Source organism: Chryseobacterium amylolyticum (genome assembly GCF_051011775.1).
GTDB lineage: Bacteria > Bacteroidota > Bacteroidia > Flavobacteriales > Weeksellaceae > Chryseobacterium.
In genome coordinates this window covers 164,402-183,962 of record NZ_JBPCHX010000004.1, presented here as the reverse complement: position 1 = coordinate 183,962, position 19,561 = coordinate 164,402, and the positions used below count along the sequence as shown (strand labels likewise).

Annotated in this window: 22 protein-coding genes; 14 read left to right on the top strand and 8 right to left on the bottom strand. The window is 37.5% G+C overall.

Annotation, left to right across the window (positions count from 1 at the left end):
- Positions 1–1,671 carry a gliding motility-associated ABC transporter substrate-binding protein GldG gene (gldG, locus tag ACR1PO_RS12805; protein WP_433987000.1) on the top strand — a complete coding sequence of 557 codons (1,671 nt, stop codon included), beginning with the start codon at positions 1–3 and terminating at the stop codon, positions 1,669–1,671.
- A gap of 66 nt (positions 1,672–1,737) precedes the next feature.
- Here the strand turns inward: gldG and ACR1PO_RS12800 are convergent, their stop codons facing one another.
- The 4 genes from ACR1PO_RS12800 to ACR1PO_RS12785 form a co-directional block, all read right to left on the bottom strand.
- On the bottom strand, positions 1,738–2,106 hold the full coding sequence (locus tag ACR1PO_RS12800; RefSeq protein WP_332389188.1) for a helix-turn-helix domain-containing protein: 369 nt from the start codon (positions 2,104–2,106) through the stop codon (positions 1,738–1,740).
- Between the two features lie 263 nt (positions 2,107–2,369).
- Positions 2,370–3,188, bottom strand: coding sequence for a DUF2314 domain-containing protein (locus ACR1PO_RS12795; RefSeq protein WP_433986999.1), 819 nt, complete (start codon positions 3,186–3,188; stop codon positions 2,370–2,372).
- Positions 3,189–3,221: 33 nt separating this feature from the next.
- Positions 3,222–3,860 carry a hypothetical protein gene (locus ACR1PO_RS12790; RefSeq protein ID WP_433986998.1) on the bottom strand — a complete coding sequence of 213 codons (639 nt, stop codon included), beginning with the start codon at positions 3,858–3,860 and terminating at the stop codon, positions 3,222–3,224.
- A 109-nt stretch (positions 3,861–3,969) separates the two neighbouring features.
- Positions 3,970–4,398, bottom strand: a complete 429-nt coding sequence (locus ACR1PO_RS12785; protein WP_433986997.1) for a DUF4268 domain-containing protein — start codon at positions 4,396–4,398, stop codon at positions 3,970–3,972.
- 149 nt (positions 4,399–4,547) lie between these two features.
- Between ACR1PO_RS12785 and ACR1PO_RS12780 the strand changes: the two genes are divergently transcribed.
- The 4 genes from ACR1PO_RS12780 (at position 4,548) to ACR1PO_RS12765 (ending at position 6,505) form a co-directional block, all read left to right on the top strand.
- On the top strand, positions 4,548–4,955 hold the full coding sequence (locus ACR1PO_RS12780) for an RrF2 family transcriptional regulator (protein WP_433986996.1): 408 nt from the start codon (positions 4,548–4,550) through the stop codon (positions 4,953–4,955).
- A gap of 88 nt (positions 4,956–5,043) precedes the next feature.
- Positions 5,044–5,244 carry a hypothetical protein gene (locus tag ACR1PO_RS12775; RefSeq protein ID WP_433986995.1) on the top strand — a complete coding sequence of 67 codons (201 nt, stop codon included), beginning with the start codon at positions 5,044–5,046 and terminating at the stop codon, positions 5,242–5,244.
- Positions 5,238–6,125, top strand: coding sequence for a sulfite exporter TauE/SafE family protein (locus ACR1PO_RS12770; RefSeq protein WP_433986994.1), 888 nt, complete (start codon positions 5,238–5,240; stop codon positions 6,123–6,125). Before ACR1PO_RS12775 ends, ACR1PO_RS12770 begins: the two co-directional genes overlap by 7 nt.
- An 89-nt stretch (positions 6,126–6,214) precedes the next feature.
- Complete coding sequence (locus ACR1PO_RS12765; RefSeq protein WP_131438555.1) at positions 6,215–6,505, top strand: putative quinol monooxygenase; 291 nt, start codon at positions 6,215–6,217, stop codon at positions 6,503–6,505.
- A 132-nt stretch (positions 6,506–6,637) separates the two neighbouring features.
- Here ACR1PO_RS12765 and ACR1PO_RS12760 read toward each other — a convergent pair whose 3' ends face one another.
- Positions 6,638–7,930, bottom strand: a complete 1,293-nt coding sequence (locus tag ACR1PO_RS12760) for a T9SS type A sorting domain-containing protein (protein WP_433986993.1) — start codon at positions 7,928–7,930, stop codon at positions 6,638–6,640.
- Between the two features lie 195 nt (positions 7,931–8,125).
- A complete protein-coding gene (locus ACR1PO_RS12755; RefSeq protein ID WP_433986992.1) occupies positions 8,126–8,929 on the bottom strand; it encodes a T9SS type A sorting domain-containing protein in 804 nt (267 codons plus the stop codon).
- Positions 8,930–9,028: 99 nt separating this feature from the next.
- Here ACR1PO_RS12755 and ACR1PO_RS12750 point away from each other — a divergent pair, with 99 nt between their 5' ends.
- From ACR1PO_RS12750 to ACR1PO_RS12710, 9 genes are all read left to right on the top strand, one after another.
- The gene (locus ACR1PO_RS12750) at positions 9,029–11,164 is read left to right on the top strand and encodes a TonB-dependent receptor plug domain-containing protein (RefSeq protein WP_433986991.1); all 2,136 of its coding nucleotides are present in this window, start codon (positions 9,029–9,031) and stop codon (positions 11,162–11,164) included.
- Positions 11,165–11,174: 10 nt separating this feature from the next.
- Complete coding sequence (locus tag ACR1PO_RS12745) at positions 11,175–12,257, top strand: HmuY family protein (protein ID WP_433986990.1); 1,083 nt, start codon at positions 11,175–11,177, stop codon at positions 12,255–12,257.
- A gap of 21 nt (positions 12,258–12,278) precedes the next feature.
- Positions 12,279–13,157 carry a heme/hemin ABC transporter substrate-binding protein gene (locus ACR1PO_RS12740; RefSeq protein ID WP_433986989.1) on the top strand — a complete coding sequence of 293 codons (879 nt, stop codon included), beginning with the start codon at positions 12,279–12,281 and terminating at the stop codon, positions 13,155–13,157.
- A complete protein-coding gene (locus ACR1PO_RS12735) occupies positions 13,141–14,181 on the top strand; it encodes a FecCD family ABC transporter permease (RefSeq protein WP_433986988.1) in 1,041 nt (346 codons plus the stop codon). The genes ACR1PO_RS12740 and ACR1PO_RS12735 overlap by 17 nt, the downstream gene beginning before the upstream one ends.
- Positions 14,181–14,954: a heme ABC transporter ATP-binding protein gene (locus ACR1PO_RS12730; RefSeq protein ID WP_433986987.1), complete on the top strand. Its 774-nt coding sequence runs from the start codon at positions 14,181–14,183 to the stop codon at positions 14,952–14,954. The genes ACR1PO_RS12735 and ACR1PO_RS12730 overlap by 1 nt, the downstream gene beginning before the upstream one ends.
- 2 nt (positions 14,955–14,956) lie before the next feature.
- Entirely contained in the window at positions 14,957–15,607 is a 651-nt protein-coding gene (locus tag ACR1PO_RS12725; RefSeq protein WP_433986986.1) for a class I SAM-dependent methyltransferase, read from the top strand.
- A gap of 4 nt (positions 15,608–15,611) precedes the next feature.
- On the top strand, positions 15,612–16,640 hold the full coding sequence (locus ACR1PO_RS12720; RefSeq protein ID WP_433986985.1) for a hemin-degrading factor: 1,029 nt from the start codon (positions 15,612–15,614) through the stop codon (positions 16,638–16,640).
- A 120-nt stretch (positions 16,641–16,760) separates the two neighbouring features.
- A complete protein-coding gene (locus ACR1PO_RS12715; RefSeq protein ID WP_433986984.1) occupies positions 16,761–17,633 on the top strand; it encodes a ChaN family lipoprotein in 873 nt (290 codons plus the stop codon).
- A gap of 268 nt (positions 17,634–17,901) precedes the next feature.
- Positions 17,902–18,537, top strand: coding sequence for a peptide deformylase (locus ACR1PO_RS12710; RefSeq protein WP_433986983.1), 636 nt, complete (start codon positions 17,902–17,904; stop codon positions 18,535–18,537).
- A 147-nt stretch (positions 18,538–18,684) separates the two neighbouring features.
- Here ACR1PO_RS12710 and ACR1PO_RS12705 read toward each other — a convergent pair whose 3' ends face one another.
- Together ACR1PO_RS12705 and ACR1PO_RS12700 are read right to left on the bottom strand one after the other, a co-directional pair.
- Positions 18,685–19,110, bottom strand: a complete 426-nt coding sequence (locus tag ACR1PO_RS12705) for an organic hydroperoxide resistance protein (protein ID WP_332389203.1) — start codon at positions 19,108–19,110, stop codon at positions 18,685–18,687.
- The gene (locus ACR1PO_RS12700) at positions 19,107–19,544 is read right to left on the bottom strand and encodes a MarR family winged helix-turn-helix transcriptional regulator (RefSeq protein ID WP_002980567.1); all 438 of its coding nucleotides are present in this window, start codon (positions 19,542–19,544) and stop codon (positions 19,107–19,109) included. Before ACR1PO_RS12700 ends, ACR1PO_RS12705 begins: the two co-directional genes overlap by 4 nt.
- Between the last annotated feature and the right edge of the window lie 17 nt (positions 19,545–19,561).

Genomic DNA, 19,561 nt, shown 5'->3' with positions numbered 1-19,561 from the left:
ATGAAGAAGTTCAATGCTCAATCTCCTCTGGGAATTTTCTTAATTGTAATTGTTCCTTTGGTTATTATCCTTACGTATTCGGGGATCAGGTTAGACTTAACAAAAGAAAAAAGATATACACTTTCCGATAACACCATCAAAGTACTGGAGTCTGTAAAAAAGCCTCTTACCGTAGAAGTGTATCTGGAAGGAGATTTTCCGGCAAGTTTCAAACAGCTCCAGAGCGAAACGAAATTCATGCTGGAAGAGTTCAGAAAGATTAATCCGAAGATTGATTTTAAATTTATCGATCCGATTAAAACCAAAATGTCTCAGGATACCCTGATGGCCATGGGAATGCAGCCGTCAATTCTTCCCGATGTGAAAGACGGAAAGATCTCACAGATCACGCTTTTCCCTTATGCTGTGATCAAACACGGAAATGACGGTGTTTCTATTCCGTTAGTGGTTCAGCAGGCAGGAATTGATGCCGATGAGCAGCTAACAAGATCTATTGAAGGCCTGGAATATAACCTTGTTTCCAATATTAAAAATATTGCAGCAGCCAAAAGGAAAAAAATCGGGATTTTGGTCAACCATGATGAATTGAATCCGGATGAATTCCAGGGGTTTGTGCAGCTGGCGATGGAAAATTATGATGCAGGGCCTATTATTCCTAAAAATCAGACTGAGCTTTCACTGGAAGATGTTCCTTTATTGAAACAGATGAGCGCCCTGGTAATTGCAAAACCGAGAAAAGCTTTTACAGATAATGAAAAAGTAATTCTTGACCAGTACATCATGAATGGCGGGAAAACACTTTGGATGATTGATGCCGTAAATGCTGAAATGGATACCTTAACAAGATCCAAAAAAGTAATGCCTTTCCCGATCGATATCAATATGACTGACTTCTTTTTCAATTACGGGGTAAGAATCAATCCTGCTTTGGTAAAAGACGTTAAAAAATTTGCATTATTAAGACTCGTTACAGGAGAAGTAAGCGGAAATCCTCAGTACACAAGCCTGCCATGGCCTTATTATCCTCTGGGAATTGCTGAAAACAATAATCCGGTTACCAAAAATATTAACCCTGTAAAGTTTGAATTCCCTACTTCCATCGATACATTGGGAGGAAGAAAAAATATCAAAACAAAAGTGCTTTTTGAGTCCAGTGAAAGAACATTGTTGAAACAGGTTCCAAACTATGTGGATCTGAAAGAAATTGCAAGCGTAGACAGTCTTGGACAAATGGAAAAACCTAGTACTCCGAAGATTTTCGCTGTAGCATTGGAAGGGAAATTCAACTCTGCGTATGCATCAAGAATTGAAAGAAAGTCTTACCCGGGATTCAAAACATCAAGTCCGGATAATAAAATGATCGTGATTGCAGACGGAGATGTAGGAAGAAACAAAGTGATCAAAGGAAAACCGCTTCCACTGGGGGTAGATCTGTTGACGAACGAACAATTCGGAAACGAGCAGTTCCTGAGAAATGCTTTGGATTATCTGCTGGATGACAGCAACCTGATGGAGCTGAGAAACAGAAACATCGAAGAAAGACTTCTCGACAGGCAAAGAATCACAGAAGAGAAATCTACCTGGCAGTGGCTGAACTTATTGCTTCCACTGGCTATTATCGGCCTTCTGGGAGGACTGTTCTTCTGGTTAAGGAAAAAGAAATTTGGATAAAATATAAAGCTCCCGGAAGATTTCTCTGCCGGGAGCTTTGTTTATATTGACGTAATAATAAAAAATCTATCTGGACTTCAACTTTTTATTCTCTTCCTTCAAAGCTTCCACCTGTTCTTCCAAAATTTTAATATAGCTCTGTAAATTTTCTACAATAGAATCCGGAATACTGTGGAAGTTGTTGAAATAGCTGCCTGCATTATCATTAAAAGTCGTATTGTCATGATTATTATGGACAATAGCTGTTTTTCTTTCCTCTTTGATCTCTTCTACAGGAACATCAAGCGCTTTAGCAAGTTTTTCCCATTCATCATCATATATTCTGACTTCATCATTCTCTTTTCGGGAATAATTGGAGACATCTGTGGATATGATATTAGACATATATTCTTGTGTATAGCCTCTTTGTTTTCTTAGATTTCTTAGCTTTTCCATAACGACTTTTATATTTGTGTCTTTCTACAAATATAATTAAAAAGGAGTGAAATTTTAAACCTGCTTATTGAAAAAGCTCTGCTCCTTCTCCGGCACATTTCAAATCCCATAAAAAACATCATTTTTCTTCTTATCTGTTAAAGATATTTCTATCTTAAAATCTGCGTTATCTGGGAAATTTGCGTAAGATTAAAAGATAGTATAAAACATTTTACAGCTTACGTTAAATAAAAAAAGAGAAGCACACACTTCTCTCTATTATTTTAACCTTCCAATACCGGAATAAGATGTTCCCATTTCAGCTGTTTTGCATAATCAAGGGCTGTTTTTCCTTTTTTAGACCGGATATTTTTATCAGCTCCTGCTTCCAAAGCTATCTGCACAGTGGTTAAGTTTCCTGCAATCGTTTCTTTGTGAAGAAGTGTCAGGCCGTATTCATCAGCTTGTGTAAGCTCATCCGGATATTGCTGTAAGAACTTTGCAAATTCCTCCTTCATATTTTTACTCATGGGATGCTCAATCAGATTTTCCGGATTTTCTTTCTGGTTATTGACCAAAAGTATATCATTGAAATCTCCGAAATCAAGCTGCCAGGCATTATCATGTTCTTTTCTTTCCGCATCGGACATATCAGCACGCATTTTCTGAATGGTAAAACCTCCGTAAGCTTTTGGAAGCGGGGTTGAAGAAGATGAAAACAGCCTGGAAAGTCCTTTAGGTTTCTGTACACCCGGGGTGATGGCAAAAAGCCAGTCAGTGATGTTCTCTAAAGGGATTTCAACATAATCACCAACCTGTACGTTTTTAAGGCTGTTAGGCTCATTAATAAGATATCCTCTTACATGATCCCCGTCAAAAAATATTTCATTGATCCACATATGTTCTACCAGGCTTTCTCCGGTTTCTTCATCCTGCTCTTCAAAAGCAGTTTTAACACATGATACGGTAAGCCCCGGAATAATTCTTCTGTATTCCCAGGATTGTTCGCGCCAGAAATACTTAAAAGTTTCCTGTGCTTTTTTGTAAGCTTCAATCATTTGCGGATCATTTCCGTCTGCAAAAAAAATAGGATTGTCTTCCATTTAATAATTTTACTATGAGATAGGTGTTAAAGATTATTGTTGATAGGCCTCTTTGGGAAGTAAGGCGGCTGTTTTGTAATAGCTGATGTCAGTGGGTATTTGTGCCTGAAGATCCTGGAAAGTATCATAATCATAATGAACCCAGTTTTCTTCATGATCGGGATCAGGGGTTTTATCTACAGCCAGCTCAAGTTTCCCGTCTTCCTGATAGCTGCATTCTATCGCTGCATATTTTTCACCGTTTTTGTCGTTGGTGTACCAGCATTTTATAGTTCTTTCGAGTTGCGGTTCGTGGGTTTCATTATCGATGACCTGTGAACAGATGAAATTTTCGGGGTCGTCTTTTTTGAAAACGGTTTTAGAAATTAAAGGGAGGTCGTCTACAGATAAGGAATACAATTTATTGGTAGAAATAATAAAGCTGTCAGTGGTTTCTTTTTTTTCAATATCAAAAAAGTCAGATTTTTCTTTAAGATAATCCACTACCTGCGCTTCGTCCTCTTCGTCACTTAAAAAATAATTGATGTTGTAAACACTGTCTTCATTAATAAATTCAATTTCTTTCAGGAAATCGGTACCTTCTTCATAATAATACAGATGATATTCGCTTAGCTTCACAGCTTTACTTTTGGAAATGACCTCTCCAAAAATGTTTTTGTACACTTTTCTCATTTTTAATCATGTTATTTTGTTTCATCTATTAGTTTAAGTGGTGTAGCAAAGATAAGTTTTCTTTTTTTATCTTAATCTGAAGCATAATAGTATTTATTTCGTAAGTATTCTATATATCCTTTATAAAATCCTCATATTCATAGTAAAACCGTTCAAAGCCATCCATTTTGTCTACAAAGAATTCAAAAATTTCCTGCCATGTATTTTTATTAAAAATGGAAACGCTATGTTTTTCAACCCATATCCTGCTGATCACTTTGCCATTTTCAAGGGTAAAATATTCTTCCTTCTGAAAATCTCCAACGAAATCTTTTAAAATATCTTCCAGAGACCAGATTTTCTCATAATAAGCATTTCTGAAAATTTCATCTTTCATTTCGATATCCAGAGAAACTTCTGCTTTTTTATTGTCGGCTGAAAATTTAAATGCCATGTCCTTGATTTTGGTATCATAAAGAATCCATTTTCTGGGAAATGACTTTCCGAAAGCTGTCCAAAATTCCTTTTTTAATTGCTGTGCCTCTTGTTTACTGAACATATGGCAAACATAATGATTTAATGGCAGAAAGGCAAAAATGTGGTATATAAAACCGTAAAATTACGGATGAAAAAAATTATCTTTTGCTCATTTACAGTTTCACTTTTCTCTCTTTTCAAATATTAAACAATTTTCTTATTTTTGCTGTAATGCTTTCAAAAAAATCTCAATATGCGTTTAAGGCGCTTTCATATCTTGTAGAAAAAAGAAATGAAGGCCCGATTCTTATTTCTGAAATTGCGGAACATAAAAAGATTCCTTTAAAGTTTTTGGAAAATATCCTTCTTGAACTGAAAAAAGCGGATATCCTTGACAGTAAAAAAGGAAAGGGTGGAGGATACTTCTTCAAAGAAAAGCCTGAAAATGTGAAACTGGCAAAAATTATTCGTCTGGTAAACGGTCCTATTGCCATGCTTCCCTGTGTAAGTCTTAATTTCTATGAAAAATGTGAAGACTGCAATGAAGACCACTGCGGACTTCATGATGTACTGATAGAGGTTCGTGATGCATCCCTGAATATTCTGGAAAGTAAAACTTTAATGGATCTGGTTGACTAACCTGATCCTTTTTTTTGAATTAATAGTCTACTTGTTTTGTAGGATAAATATTTTATCAGATATTTGCACTACTTCAAATGAATAAACTATGATTTCAAAAGAAGAGGAAAACCAAATACAAAAGATCACTCCTTCTCGTATTACAGTCCATTGGGCTGCTGCATATATTGTATCTGAAAAAAAAATCCGGCCTGGAAATAGTGATGACACACAATCGTTTAATGCCTTTATTGTCAATGGCAATGATCATAAAAGAGTACTGGCCAAAAACAGCTTTTTGATATGGTAATTTCGAGAAAAATTCAGATAAGGCTTAATGTTCTTTTGGTAACCGCAGCTCTTGTTTCCATTGTTGTTTTTTCAATGTATGAACTGGGATATCTGGAAGAGCTGCAGGCAATCCTGGCAAAAGATAATTATATTTTTTACTGGATGCTATTGGTGGGCGTTTTTGCAGAGATTGTTGCCGGATCAATGGGAATGGGATATGGGGTAATCTGTACCACAACGCTGATGCTTCTGAATATTCCGCCGCATATTGTAAGTGCAAGTATTCATTCGGCAGAAAGTTTTACCACTGCTGCAGGAAGCCTCAGTCATATTAAATTGAAAAATGTAAGTAAGAACCTGGTGAAAAAGCTGGCTGTTCCGGCTGTAATCGGGGCAATTATCGGTGCGGTATGTCTTACTTATCTTGGAGAATATTACGCGAAGATCACCAAAACACTGATCGCTTTTTATACTTTATATCTCGGTTTTCAGATTTTATCAAATGCATTTAAAGAAAAACAAAGTAAAGCCCTGAAAAGAAAAACCAATCTGATCAGGCTGGGTGTGATAGGCGGCTTTATAGATTCCTTTGCAGGAGGAGGCTGGGGGCCTTTGGTAACCGGAACACTGATCAAAAATGCATTTACTCCAAGATTTGCTGTAGGAAGTTCTACTGTAGCCAAATTTATCCTTACCATCACCGCAGCCGTTACCTTTTTCTTTACCCTGGGAATTCAGCATTGGAATATCATTCTTGGCCTTTTGATCGGAGGAATTGTTACTGCGCCTTTCTCAGCAATGCTTACCGCTAAGCTTCCTGTAAAGAAAATGTTTGTAATTATCGGAACTTTGGTCATTGTGATGAGTTCCATAACTATTTATAAATCAGTTTTTAATTAAAAAAATATGTTCGGTGTGGAAAAATAAAAGGGGCAAAAAGATATTTGATTTTGAAAATACTTTACTTTTACATCACTAAATATTAGAACATGAATTTACATATCATTGCACTTTTTAAGTTTAATGAAAACTATCTGATGGATGCCGTAGAGCTGTTTCAGAAGCTTGTGAAAGAAACAAGAAAAGAAGAAGGCTGTCTGCAGTATGACCTGATTGAAGATAAAGATAATAAAGGCACTTTTTTCCTGATCGAGCTTTGGGAAAGTGTTGAGCACCACAACAGGCATAATGGCCAGGACCATCTGTTGGATTTCCGTAAAGATGCTTCCAAAATCATGGAGAGTTCTGCAGAGGTTTATAAAGGATTTAAAATATATTAATTGAACATTTAAAGATTTAAGAATTTAAAAACTTAAAGATTTTTCTCAACTTCAATAAAGAATAAAAGGCGGCTTCAATACTCTGAAACCGCCTTTTTATTAGAAAAAATAGAAAGTATTACAATAAAATATTTATTTTACGATAAGCTTTTTCGTCTCCGAGTGGCCTCCGTAAGTAATTTTTATCAGGTAATTTCCTGAAGTAAGGGTAGAAAGGTTCAGTTCCTGCTTATAGAAACCTGCCTGGTTGGTAAGTTCCGCAGAATAGACCTTTTTGCCGGTAAGATCATAAACCTCTGCATTCCCTTTGCTGCCTGCTTTTTCTTTAACATCAAAAAGAACCGTTACTTTTTTATCAGCTGTTGCAGGGTTAGGATACAAACCGAAAGATGCTTTTTTCCCAACTTCGGTAATGCCTAATGTTTCAGTAATCTTCTTGTATTTGAAATACATGTTTCCTGTACTTGCTCCACCATTGGTCGTGAAGTACATTCTGTAGTAGTCATTTCCTTTTTTGACGTAGTATACAACATCATTTTTTACGGTCCCGATCCCTTTCCATGAATGTCCTACTGTTGTAATCGCTGATGAGAAACTTGTACTGGCAGGAATAGAACCGGCTGCTGTTTGCTGGGTTTCAGGCTGTACCATTGCTACTTTTATATTCGGGCTTTGGATAGCACCGGAAAGGGGATACATCTGCACTCCCATATAGAATGTGTAATACTTAGTGAATACAAAATCCCATGCAGTTCTGGATGGTTCCAGGTTCGGAACTTTTTCCCCGGTATCGAAGGAGAAATAATTGAAATAAGAATCATCTGTTCCGTTGGCAATAGTCCTTGTTTCGGTAGCTCCCCATGCTGTTCCGTTCCACTTTGAATATCTGAAGGTATATCCGGCAAACGCATCTTCAATAGCGAATTTAATATAGGTTCCTGAAGCATATTTTAAAACAAAAATTGCTTTCCCCTGAATATGGTGATTCACCGGGTTGTAAACACCCCATCCTGTTGATGGGATATTGGGGTTTGGAGAAGTCACCGGGCCCTGTTCGAAAGCTCCCTGGCTCCAGTCAGTAGTCTGATCCGGATTATAAAGAGGTGCTCCCCATGAAGATTCGTTGCTGATATTAATATTATCCCAGTCGGCTAGATTGGTTGATGCGGTGAATACTTCAATATCTTTAGCATCATTTACTCTTGATCCGAATGCGTAGTTTGAGTTTCTATAAAAAGCAATATCCCAGGTATTGGCTGGCTGAGAAACCATATTACCATCTGCAAGGTTCACAAACACACGGTTTTGATATCCGCTCCCCATGGTCATATTGACCTGTGAATATCCCAACGCGTCAGTCTGCGCCAAAACAGTCTGCTGAACAGACAATGCGAGTACTGAAGCCAATAATAGTTTTGTTTTCATAATTTATTTTTTAAATCCTTATTTAGAATGATTCCACAAAAATATATAATTATTTTTAATCAGTCTAAATAAAAACATGATTTTTATCGTGTTTTTATTTTAATCACACCGGAAAATGCTAAAATCAGAACATAGAAAAGCCGGTAAGAACAGTCCTACCGGCTTTAATAAAGGCAAATAATAGTCTAATAAACTTTATTTCTTGATGAATTTTGATTGGATCAATTTTCCTTCTGCAGTTTCAATATTCATGAAATACACTCCTGTATGAAGTGCGCTGATATCAAATCTTTGCCCGTTCAGTTTTCCTTCAGCTGCTTTTTGACCTGCTGCAGAATAAATCTGGATATTCTTAGGATATTTTTTGCTGATAAACTGCAATGCTGTATTATCTGAAGTCGTTATAAACTTTATATTTTCTGTTGACTTTGAAGCGTCATTAACGCCTAATGAGCCTGCAGGAGTAAGAACGACATTGTCTAATCTCAAAGCCTGGTGGTTTGCTGTTGCCGAAAATTTAAATGCAATGTATTGATATGCTGAAGCAGGTACATTTACAGTTGTCACTACAGCTGTACCATTCGTCATCGGAACAGGGCTTCCTAATGAAGTAAAAGTGGACATGTCAGTAGGACTTGCTACAAGACCCATTTCAACACTTCCAGAACCCGGAGCTCCTCCAATTCTTAATGTTGTAATAGATAATGTCTGGCCTCCGGTTGGAGCAGCTATCTGAGGAGATACTAAATAAAAGGGTGTATTCGGTGAGAACAGAGAGTAGGCCTGGATGTATTTGTCTGCAGCTCCGGGAGCTTCCACTGATAGTCTTGGTGCTACGCTGGCATCTGTAACTGAAATCTGTGTTGTCCATCCATTCTGAGGTAGAGATCCATCGCCAGCATTCGCAAAAGAATCAAAGTTTTCATTAATGCTATTCATCTGTGCATTCATACCAAACGCTGTAAGCATTAAACCTCCAATAAGTAATCTTAGTGTCATAACTTTATTTTTATTTAGAATTATTACACAAAAATATATAATTATTTTTAATGAGTCTAAATAAAGTTTTATATTTGCTGAAAATTTTTCTCAATAGTTATGAAGAAGAAAGTGATTACCGTTTTGTCACTGTCCATTACTTTTTGGATGAACGCACAACAAAAAGATTCTCTGAATAAAAATAACATTGATGAAGTTGTTATAACTGGTCAGTATATGCAACAGTCAATCAATAAATCAATATACAAGGTAGAGGTGATTGATGCACAGCAAATCAAAAATATGGCTGTTACCAATGTTGCCGAAGTTTTAAATCAAAATCTGAATATTTTAATAGAACCGAACAGAGGCTCAGGAAATTCCAGTGCCAATATTATGGGATTGAGTGGGGCTTACACCAAAATTCTTATTGACAATATTCCTGTTGTAAGTGATGAAGGGATGGGAAATCTTGTAGATCTTACCAAGATTAACGTTAATAATATCGAACGTATTGAGGTAGTAAAAGGTTCCATGGGTGTAGAATATGGTAATAATGCCTTAGCTGGTGTGATTAATATTATTACCAAGAAAAGCTATAGCAAAAAAGTTTCGATTCTGGCTTCCTTGCAGGAAGAAACAGTTAATAAAGATTATGACTGGTTTAAAAAAGGAAATGGCCGACATATCCAATCATTGAATGTTGGATATAAAATAAATGACAACTGGTCTGTTTCTGCAGATATTAATCATAATGATTTTCAGGGTTATAAAGGAAATCTTCAGGGATATAGATACTTTAGTGAAAGCAATGACGGACAGCGTGGTTATGACTGGCAGCCTAAAGATCAGATCACAACCAATGGTGTGATACGCTACAGTAAAAATAATACGAGTTTTTACTATAAAATGAATTTCCTTTCCGAAAAAATCAATTATTACAACCCGTTAGTAAGTGAGCTTTACCTGGGAGGAGGTAACAGAACTTATACAGCACAAGATATTGATTATGATACTAAAAGATGGATTCATCAATTTAATATCCAGACTAAAATAGGAAGAATCAATTACAACGGAGATTTCTCTTATCAGACACAGGAAAGGAAGTCACAACACTATACTTACGATGTTCCGAGCAGACAGGAATTGTCAAGAGATGAAAGTCTGACTTTCTATAAGTCTGACGTACTTTATTCCAGAGGGATGTTCAGTAACTTTTTGAACAGTGATAAAATCAATTTTCAGTTAGGATATGAGTTGGACAGAACAAAAGGTTTTGCTGGCGCAAGCACATTTGAAAGCAATAATAACGGAAAGGATATTCAGCGTTCCATATTCAATTATGCTAATTTCTTATCCGCAGAATGGAATGTAAACAATTGGTTTTCCCTACGTCCTGGTGTAAGACTGGCTTTGAGTGATAAATTCGACTCTCAGTATAACTATTCAACGACCTTAAGGTTTAAAACTACTGCAAAATCTGACATCCGTTTGGTATTCGGTTCTGCAAACAGGTTTCCTACCTACGATGAATTATACACTTTTGTAGTAGATAATAACCATGATATCAGAGGGAATGAAAATCTGAAACCTGAAACGGGATATTCAACATCTTTATTCTGGGATTATGCAACGGCTAATTCAAACGACTGGAAATTTAATTTCAGTGCTTCAGGAATGTTTTTAGATGTAAAAAACAGAATTGAAAGTGTAATTGTGAACAACAGTCCTCTACAAATTACCTATTTAAATGTTGACAATTATAAGTCTCTATTGTTCGGAGGAGGGATAAATGTAAGAAAAGGGGATCTTTCTTTGAATGCAGGTGTTTCAGTAATGGGAGTTTCCCAAGTTCTTAATACCGGAAATATTACTTCACCGGATGATTACAATTTTTATGCTGAAGCCAATCTGGCAGCCAACTATACACTACCTTATACGAAAACCTTATTTGCTTTTTATTACAAATATACAGGAGCTCAGAAACGATATACCCATAAGACAAACCTGCAGGATCCAAAAGATCCGGGACAATATGTGCTGGGAGAAATTGGTGATTATAATATGATGAACTTCACAGTAAGCCAGCCTTTCTTTAAAAATCATTTTGAAATCAGTGTAGGGGTTAAAAATATTTTTGACGTTACCTCTGTCAGAAATACAATACAGGCAGGAAACAGCCACAATGCTGCTGCAGATCAACAGAATCTATTCTATGGCAGAAGTTATTTTGCCAGATTAAATTATAATTTTTAAAGGATTAAAAATGAAAAAAATACTATTTTCCCTTTTAATAGGAGCTTCTTTTATATCTCAATCTTGTATTAATGATAATGAAGATGCTGTTATGGTAGCACCATCCGATGGAGCTGTTGTTAATCCAAATGTAGGGGGAGCCACTCAGCCCAACCAGGTTTGGATTGATTTAGGTACCAATACAGAAGTTGCAACCAAAAGAACAGATTGGGATTTTGCATTCTATACAGGGACTTCATTTAAAGTAGTTTTGAATTCGTCTATCATGATGGCGGCAGGTAAGATACCTAATGCAACCAATATAGATTTGGTTACAGATGCAAGTGTTACTGCATTAAAAGAGCAGGTTCAGGTAGCGAACTTCAATCCTGCCAATGAAGCCTATATTGATGATGTAAAAGGTAATTTCCCTACAGGCAATACCGCAATAGAAGAAATCAAAGCTGATGATTCCCAAAATGGTATTTATCTTGTTAATATGGGAAGAAAGATCTTTACAGGAAATGTTCCTACAGGATCAGTAACTACAGGAGGTGATAGCAGAGGCTGGATGAAAGTTCAGGTGGTAAGATCGGGCGCCAACTACAAAATAAAATATGCTGAACTGAATGCCACAGAGCATAAAGAATTAACCATTACCAAAAACACAGCCTACAACTACAATTTTGTAAGTCTGGAAAAAAATAGTGAGGTAACAATACAGCCGGAAAAAAAGAAATGGGATCTGTGCTTCACCGTATTTACCAATCTGATTGCCGGAGCGGGAAGTTACATCTATGCTGATTTTGTGCTTTCAAACAATGTAGGTGGAGTAGGTGCCTATGAAGTGAAAGTAGCTTCAGGATCAGGAGTAGAAGCATACAATAACTTCAAAACTTCAGATATTGATCCTTCCAAATTTATTTATAGTGACCAAAGAGTGATTGGGGGAAACTGGAGAAATCCTGTAGGTACCAATGGGCTTGAAGTATATGGTGACCGCTTTTATGTGATCAAAGATGCCGAAGGGTATTATTTTAAATTAAGATTTACAAGAATAACAAACACAGCAGGAGAACGTGGAAGACCTCAATTTGAATACAAACCTTTATAAATAATCAAATAATAGTATATCATGAAAAAATTCATCCTTGCAGCTTCTGTTCTTGTAGCAGTATATTCCTGCAAAAAGGCAGAAGCAGGAGCAAAAGAAAATACTACAGAAGCTGCTTCTGAAGCACCAAAAACCAATAATAAAATAGTAACATTAAATGGTGGGATTACTGAAATCGTAGCTGCTTTGGGGCACGAAAAAGAAATCGTAGGTACCGATGTTACCAGTACCTATCCGGCTTCATTAAAAGCTACTGCAAAAGACTTGGGCCATATGAGATCAATGACGATTGAACCGATCATGGCTGTAAACCCTACTTTAATTCTGGCTTCTGATAAAGATATCAACCCGGAACTAATGGGAAAAATCAAATCGTCAGGGATTCAGACTGAAGTTTTCAAACAGGAATACTCTGTAGAGGGAACTAAAAAACTGATCGAACAGGTAGCAAAAGCGATCGGAAATACAGATTACCAGAAATTAAACGACAAAATTGATGCTGATCTGAAACAGGTACAGCCCATTGCTAAAAAACCAAAAGTACTGTTCATCTACGCCAGAGGAAATATGCTGATGGTGAGCGGTAAAAATACACCCATGGCTTCACTGATCACTCTTGCAGGCGGAGAAAATGCCGTAACGGATTTTGAGGATTTCAAACCATTGACACCTGAAGCCGTTGTAAAAGCCAACCCTGATGTATTATTCTTCTTCGAAACTGGTTTGCAGGGTGCCGGAGGAAATGAAGGAGCCCTTAAAATGCCGGGAGTATCACAAACGAATGCCGGTAAAAATAAGAAGATCATCGCAATGGACGGAGGTTTAGTATCAGGTTTCGGACCTAGACTGGGAGAAGCAGCAGTAGCATTAAATAAACTTTTAATTGAAAACACAAAGTAAACTATACTTTTATCTTATCATAAGTGCAGTACTGCTTATTATGATAGCAGTACTGTCACTTAATACCGGAGTTTATGATTTCGGAGGGAATTCCCCGTTCATGATCCTGTGGCAATTTATAAAAGGAGAGCCCGGTTTATCGCTGAGTGATCAATATGTGATCTGGGACGTAAGAGCAGCCAGAATCGTTATGGCCATTTTAATTGGAGGAATGCTTTCCGTTTCGGGGACGAGCCTTCAGGGACTTTTTAAAAATCCGTTAGCAACCGGAGATTTGATTGGCCTTACATCAGGAGCAACACTGCTGGCGGCCATTGCGATTGTTTTGGGAGGACATGTCAAAGCATATCTTCCTGAAGCTGTACAGTTTTCGCTGGTGGGAATCTCAGCTTTCGCAGGATCTTTTTTATCCATGATGCTGGTGTATAAAATTTCAACAAGCGGAGGAAAGACAAATGTAGTGATGATGCTGCTTACCGGAGTGGCAATAACAGCAATCGGTTTCTCAATTACCGGATTCCTGATCTATATTTCAAAAGACGAACAGCTCAGAGATTTAACCTTCTGGAATCTGGGAAGCCTGGCTGCTGCCACATGGACAAAGAATATTATTCTGGCCGTGGTCATGATTATAGCTTACATCATTTTATTACCCAAAGGAAAAGCTCTGAATGCCATGATGTTGGGAGAAAAAGATGCACAGCACCTTGGAATCAATGTGGAGAAGCTGAAAAAACAGATCATTATCACAGTGGCTTTAATGGTGGGGACATGCGTAGCATTTTCAGGAACTATTGGTTTTGTAGGATTGATTGTACCTTATATTTTAAGGCTTTTATTCAAATCCGATAATACCTTTATCCTGCCTTTATCAGCGATGTGTGGAAGTATCTTGCTGCTGACGGCAGATACATTCAGCAGAAGTATTGTAGCACCGTCCGAACTTCCGATCGGAATCCTGACCGCGCTGATGGGAGGACCTATCTTTATTGCTATTTTGGTTAAATTTAAAAAATCACTGTAATGATCAAGGCACACCAGATTAATTATAAACATAAAGAATTCCGTATCCTGGATGGGGTAGATGTCTCCCTGGAATATGGCGAATTTTTAGCCATTGTAGGTCCGAACGGAGCAGGGAAGTCAAGCCTTCTGAGTGTACTGGCAGATGAAGTGAAATCCGGAAAGCAGAAAGTATTATTTAAAAATAAGCCTATTCAGGAATGGAACGTGAAGGAGCTTTCAAAGCATAAGGCAAAATTTTCACAGCACAACAGCAATGATATTCCGCTTGATGTAAAAGATGTCGTTATGATGGGCAGATATCCTTATTTTGAAGCACAGCCTGGAAAAGAGGATCTTGAAGCAATGAATAATATGCTGTATGAAACCGACATTTTCCATTTGAAAGACAGAGACTATAATTCTTTGTCAGGAGGTGAAAAACAACGGGTACATCTTTCAAGAGTAATGGCGCAATTACAGAACGACATTACCCATAAACTGGTTTTTCTGGATGAGCCTCTGAATAACCTGGATATAAAACATCAGTATAAAGCGCTGGAAATCATCAGAAAGTTTACAAAAAAAGCCAACAGTGCCATTGTTGTTTTGCATGATCTGAACCTTGCCGCTCAATTTGCTGACAAGATTTTATTAATGAAATCAGGAAAAGTTTCCGCGTATGGAACCCCACAGGAAGTTTTTACGGCAGAAAATATCAGTAAAGCCTACAACTTTCCTTGTACCATCTGCGGCCATCCTATTACGAATAACCCAATGATCATTTTTGGATAACCATGGAAAAAGAAGAACTCAAAAACCTCGCACAGAATCTTGCCAATCCCCGGGGAGAAAAAGGCATCGAGATTGGTGAAATGATGAATGCCACTAACATCAGTATGACGTTAGAAAGTATCAGAGCACTTTCGATAGATGACGGCCAGCAAATCCTTGAAATAGGACACGGAAATGCCGGACACCTTAAAAGTATAATGAATCTTGCCAAAAACCTCAGGTATACAGGAATTGACATTTCTGAAACCATGCACAATGAAGCCAAAAGGCTCAATAAAGAATTTGAAAGGCAGGCAGAATTTGTTTTATATGAAGGAAAAAAGCTTCCTTTTCAGGATGGCATTTTCGATAAAATAGTTACCGTCAACACCGTGTATTTCTGGGAAAACCCAGTGGATTTTTTAAACGAGATCTACAGGGTTTTAAAAGATGACGGAACATTCGTTCTAACATTCGGGCAAAAAGAATTCATGGAAAAACTGCCGTTTACAGAATATGACTTCACCTTGTACAGCAACAGTGAAATGGAAGAACTGATCTCCAAAAGTCATTTTAAAAGAATGAAAACCTCTGAAAAAGAAGAAGAAATAAAAAGTAAAACAGGAAACGAAACCATACGAAGAATTTATACAATTTTAACCATAAAAAAGTAAAGTAATGAGCACATTAGTTAATGATTTAAAGGAAAAATGGGAAGCTCTGAAAGCAGAAAATCCACATATCAGAATAAGAAATGCAGCCACACAGCTGGGAGTAAGTGAAGCTGAATTATTAGTGACAGGCATAGGAGAAGGCGTAACGGTGCTGAACCCGGATTTCCAGGGAATCCTTACGGAAGCCGGACAGCTTGGAAAAGTAATGGCACTCACCCGTAACGATGAGTGTGTTCATGAAAGAAAAGGGACATATCTGAACGGAGATTTCAGCAGTCCGCATGCACAGCTTTTTGTGGGAGAAGATATCGATCTCAGAATTTTCCTTAACCACTGGAAGTTTGCTTTTGCAGTAGTGGAAGGAGATAAGAAAAGCCTTCAGTTTTTTGGAAAAGACGGATTGGCCCTTCATAAGATCTATCTGACAAAAAACAGTAACGAAGAAACTTTCGGTGCTTTGGTTGAAAAATTCAAGGCTGAAGATCAGAACCAGGCTTTTGTATTTGAAGCAGTAGCTCCAAAGCAGGCTGAAAAAGCAGATTCGGAAATTGATGTGGAAGGCTTTAAAAAGGCCTGGAAAGAACTGAAAGACACCCATGACTTCTTCATGATGACCAGAAAATACGGAGTAAGCAGAACGCAGGCCTTAAGACTGGCTCCGGAAGGATTTGCAAAGAAAATAGATAATGCCCAAGTGGTGAATATCCTTGAAGACGCTTCTGAAAAGAACGTTCCGATCATGGTTTTCGTTGGAAACAGAGGAATTATTCAGATCCACACAGGAAATGTAAACAAAACACTTTGGCACCAGCAGTGGTTCAACGTAATGGATCCGGATTTCAACCTGCACCTTGATGTAACAAAAATTGCAGAAGCCTGGATCGTTAAAAAACCAACTGAAGACGGAGAAGTAACCGCTATCGAAGTATTCAACAAAGAAGGTGATTTTATCGTCCAGTTCTTTGGAAAGAGAAAACCCGGAATTCCTGAGCTGCAGGAATGGAAGGATCTTGTAGCAGCTTTAGAAAAGTAATAATTAGATAATTTGAATGAGACCGTTTTGTTTGTAAGATTCAAAGCGGTCTTTTTTATAACAAACGATCTGTAAGTGCCAGAATATTTGTGTAATTTGTAATTAAATTATAAAAACAAAATGAAAAATATTTTCATAGCGATACTGATAGTCGGTTTCTGTTCTTTGAAGGGTCAGGACTTTAAGGCGTATCAGTTTTATGATAAAAAAGGAAAAGAAGTAAAGACGAAAAAACTGGTGAAAGAACTGGCGGATTATGATGTGGTCTTTTTTGGTGAAAACCATAACAGTTCTATCAATCACTGGCTTCAGCTTAAAATTACAGAAGCTCTGTTTGCTAAAAAGAACGGCCAGCTTATCCTGGGAGCAGAGATGTTTGAAAGAGATAACCAGGCACAGCTGGATCAGTATTTAAATGGGAAATTTGATGCCAAAACATTAAAAGATTCCGCCCGTTTATGGAACAACTATTCAACAGATTATAAACCTTTGGTGGATTTTGCCAAAGATAAAAGGCTGAAGTTTATTGCCACCAATATCCCAAGAAGATATGCCTCTCAAACTGCCAAAGAAGGTCTTGCATCTTTAAATACATTAAGCGAAAAAGAGAAAACTTACATTGCGCAACTGCCTATCAAAGTTACCCTCGATACTCCGGGATATCCGGAAATGAAAAAGATGATGGGTGACCATGCGGAAGGAACCAAAGTAATGAATTTTATTTCAGCCCAGGCTACAAAAGACGCAACGATGGCTGAATCTATCCTTGAAAACGTTCAGTCCGGAAAAACATTTGTCCATTATAACGGAAACTATCACAGCAAAGAATTTGGAGGTATCTATTGGTATATCAAACAAAAAAATCCTAACCTGAAAATGGCCGTCATCTCTGTTTTTGAATCAGAAGATCCTGATCTGAAAGTGCCAGCTAAAGAGTATATCCCGACAGATTTTAATCTTATTATTCCTGCTGATATGACCAAGACTTTTTAATTTTTACAAAAGTGTCATTGCCTACGTCGAATCTTCCATTTATGACGAAGGGAGAATCTCACTGTTAATTAATTTTAAGATTCTTCACTCCCTTCCATTCCTTTCAGCATGACAAAAATCAATTACTTACATTGAATTCAATAGAAACGGGCTTCAGCCCGTTTTATTTTTTAAACCAAATTCCGATGGCTTTAGCCCAAACATAATTATTGAATAGCGTTTAATTTTTATTCTACAATTTATACCTTTGTTATCACATTCAAAAAACATGAAGAAACTACCCATCCTGCTGATCTTTTTTATTGGATTTCTCAACGCTCAGAAACTTACTTCCCATGAACTTTCCATAATTAATCAGGGAGATATGAATACAGCCTTACCGATTTATCAGACCACAGATTCCAATCAGCATAAAACACTGCTGAGCATTTCTTCAGAAGCAGATCCTCTTGATCCCAATACCGCAGTTCTGGTAAAAAGGATGAAAGAATCTCTTCTGTCGACAGACGGAGGAGTAGGAATTGCAGCTCCACAGGTAGGCATCAACAGAAAGATCATCTGGGTACAGCGTTTCGATAAAGAAGGAACTCCGCTGGAATACTTTATCAATCCGGTAATTGTCTGGCGTTCCGATCTGCAGAATCTTGGTCCCGAGGGCGATCTTTCTATTCCCGACTTCAGAGACCAGTTTTACAGAAGTAAAGTCATTCAGCTGGAATATGTCGATCTGAAAGGGCAGAAATATTCAGAAATTGTAGAAGGTTTTACAGCCGTTATTTTCCAGCATGAAATCGACCATCTTTTCGGCATCCTGATTTCCGATAAAAAAGAAAAAGAGAAGAATGATTCCTATAAAAAAGTAGATGCCTATCAGAAAAGCGATCTAAATAAAGAGAGAAGGTAATGATGAATGATGAATGAAATTCTTACGCCCAAAAATATCCGTAATCATCTGTGCCCATCTGGGAAATCTGTGGGAAACTAAAAATAAAAAGGAGCTGTTTCCAGTGAAACAGCTCCTTTCGTTATAACTATGCTTAAAAAAATTGGATTAATCGTTGTTGGTCACAGAAAGCTTCACCTCCATATTATTTCTTGTCGCATTGGAATAAGGACAAATCTGGTGTGCTTTTTCTGTCAAAACCTGTGCTTCTTCAAGAGAAACACCTGGAATATTGACATCAAGTTCAGCTGCCAGCCCAAAACCGCCATTCTCAAGCTGTCCTATACTCACCATTGCTGTTACCGTTGTTTCCCCGGTTTTTACTTTAGAAAGACTGATCACTCTGTTCAGAGCACTGTCGAAACATGCAGAATATCCTGCTGCAAACAGCATTTCCGGGTTGGTGAAATCATCATTGGCTCCTCCTAAAGCTTTCGGCATTCTTACATCAAGATCCAATACTCCGTTTGCACTCTTTACATGGCCGTTTCTGCCTCCTTTAGCAGTGACCTGTGTTGTATATAACGTTTTCATTTATTTTCTATTTTGTTTAATATTTTTAGTACCGTGTCTTTAAGGTGCAGCAGTTCTTCCGGTTGTATTCCCAGTTTTTCCTGAATTTTCCCCGGAATTTCACAAGCTTTCTGCTGAAGCTGCCTGCCCGCTTCGTCTAAAAATACTTCAACTACTCTTTCATCCTCTTTTTTCCTTTTTCGGGTAATAAATCCTTTAGACTCAAGCCTTTTAAGAAGAGGCGTCAGAGTACCGCTGTCCAGAAACAGCTTATCCCCGATATGGCTTACTGTAAGTCCGTCTCCATCCCATAATATCATCATAACAAGATACTGTGGGTAAGTAATGCCCAGTTCATCAAGAAAGGGACGGTAAAGTCCCGTAATCTCTTTGGCGATTACGTATAGTGGAAAGCAGATCTGGTTTTCCAGTTTGGGTGTTTTCGGATTTTCCATAATTTTTTGAGTACGAA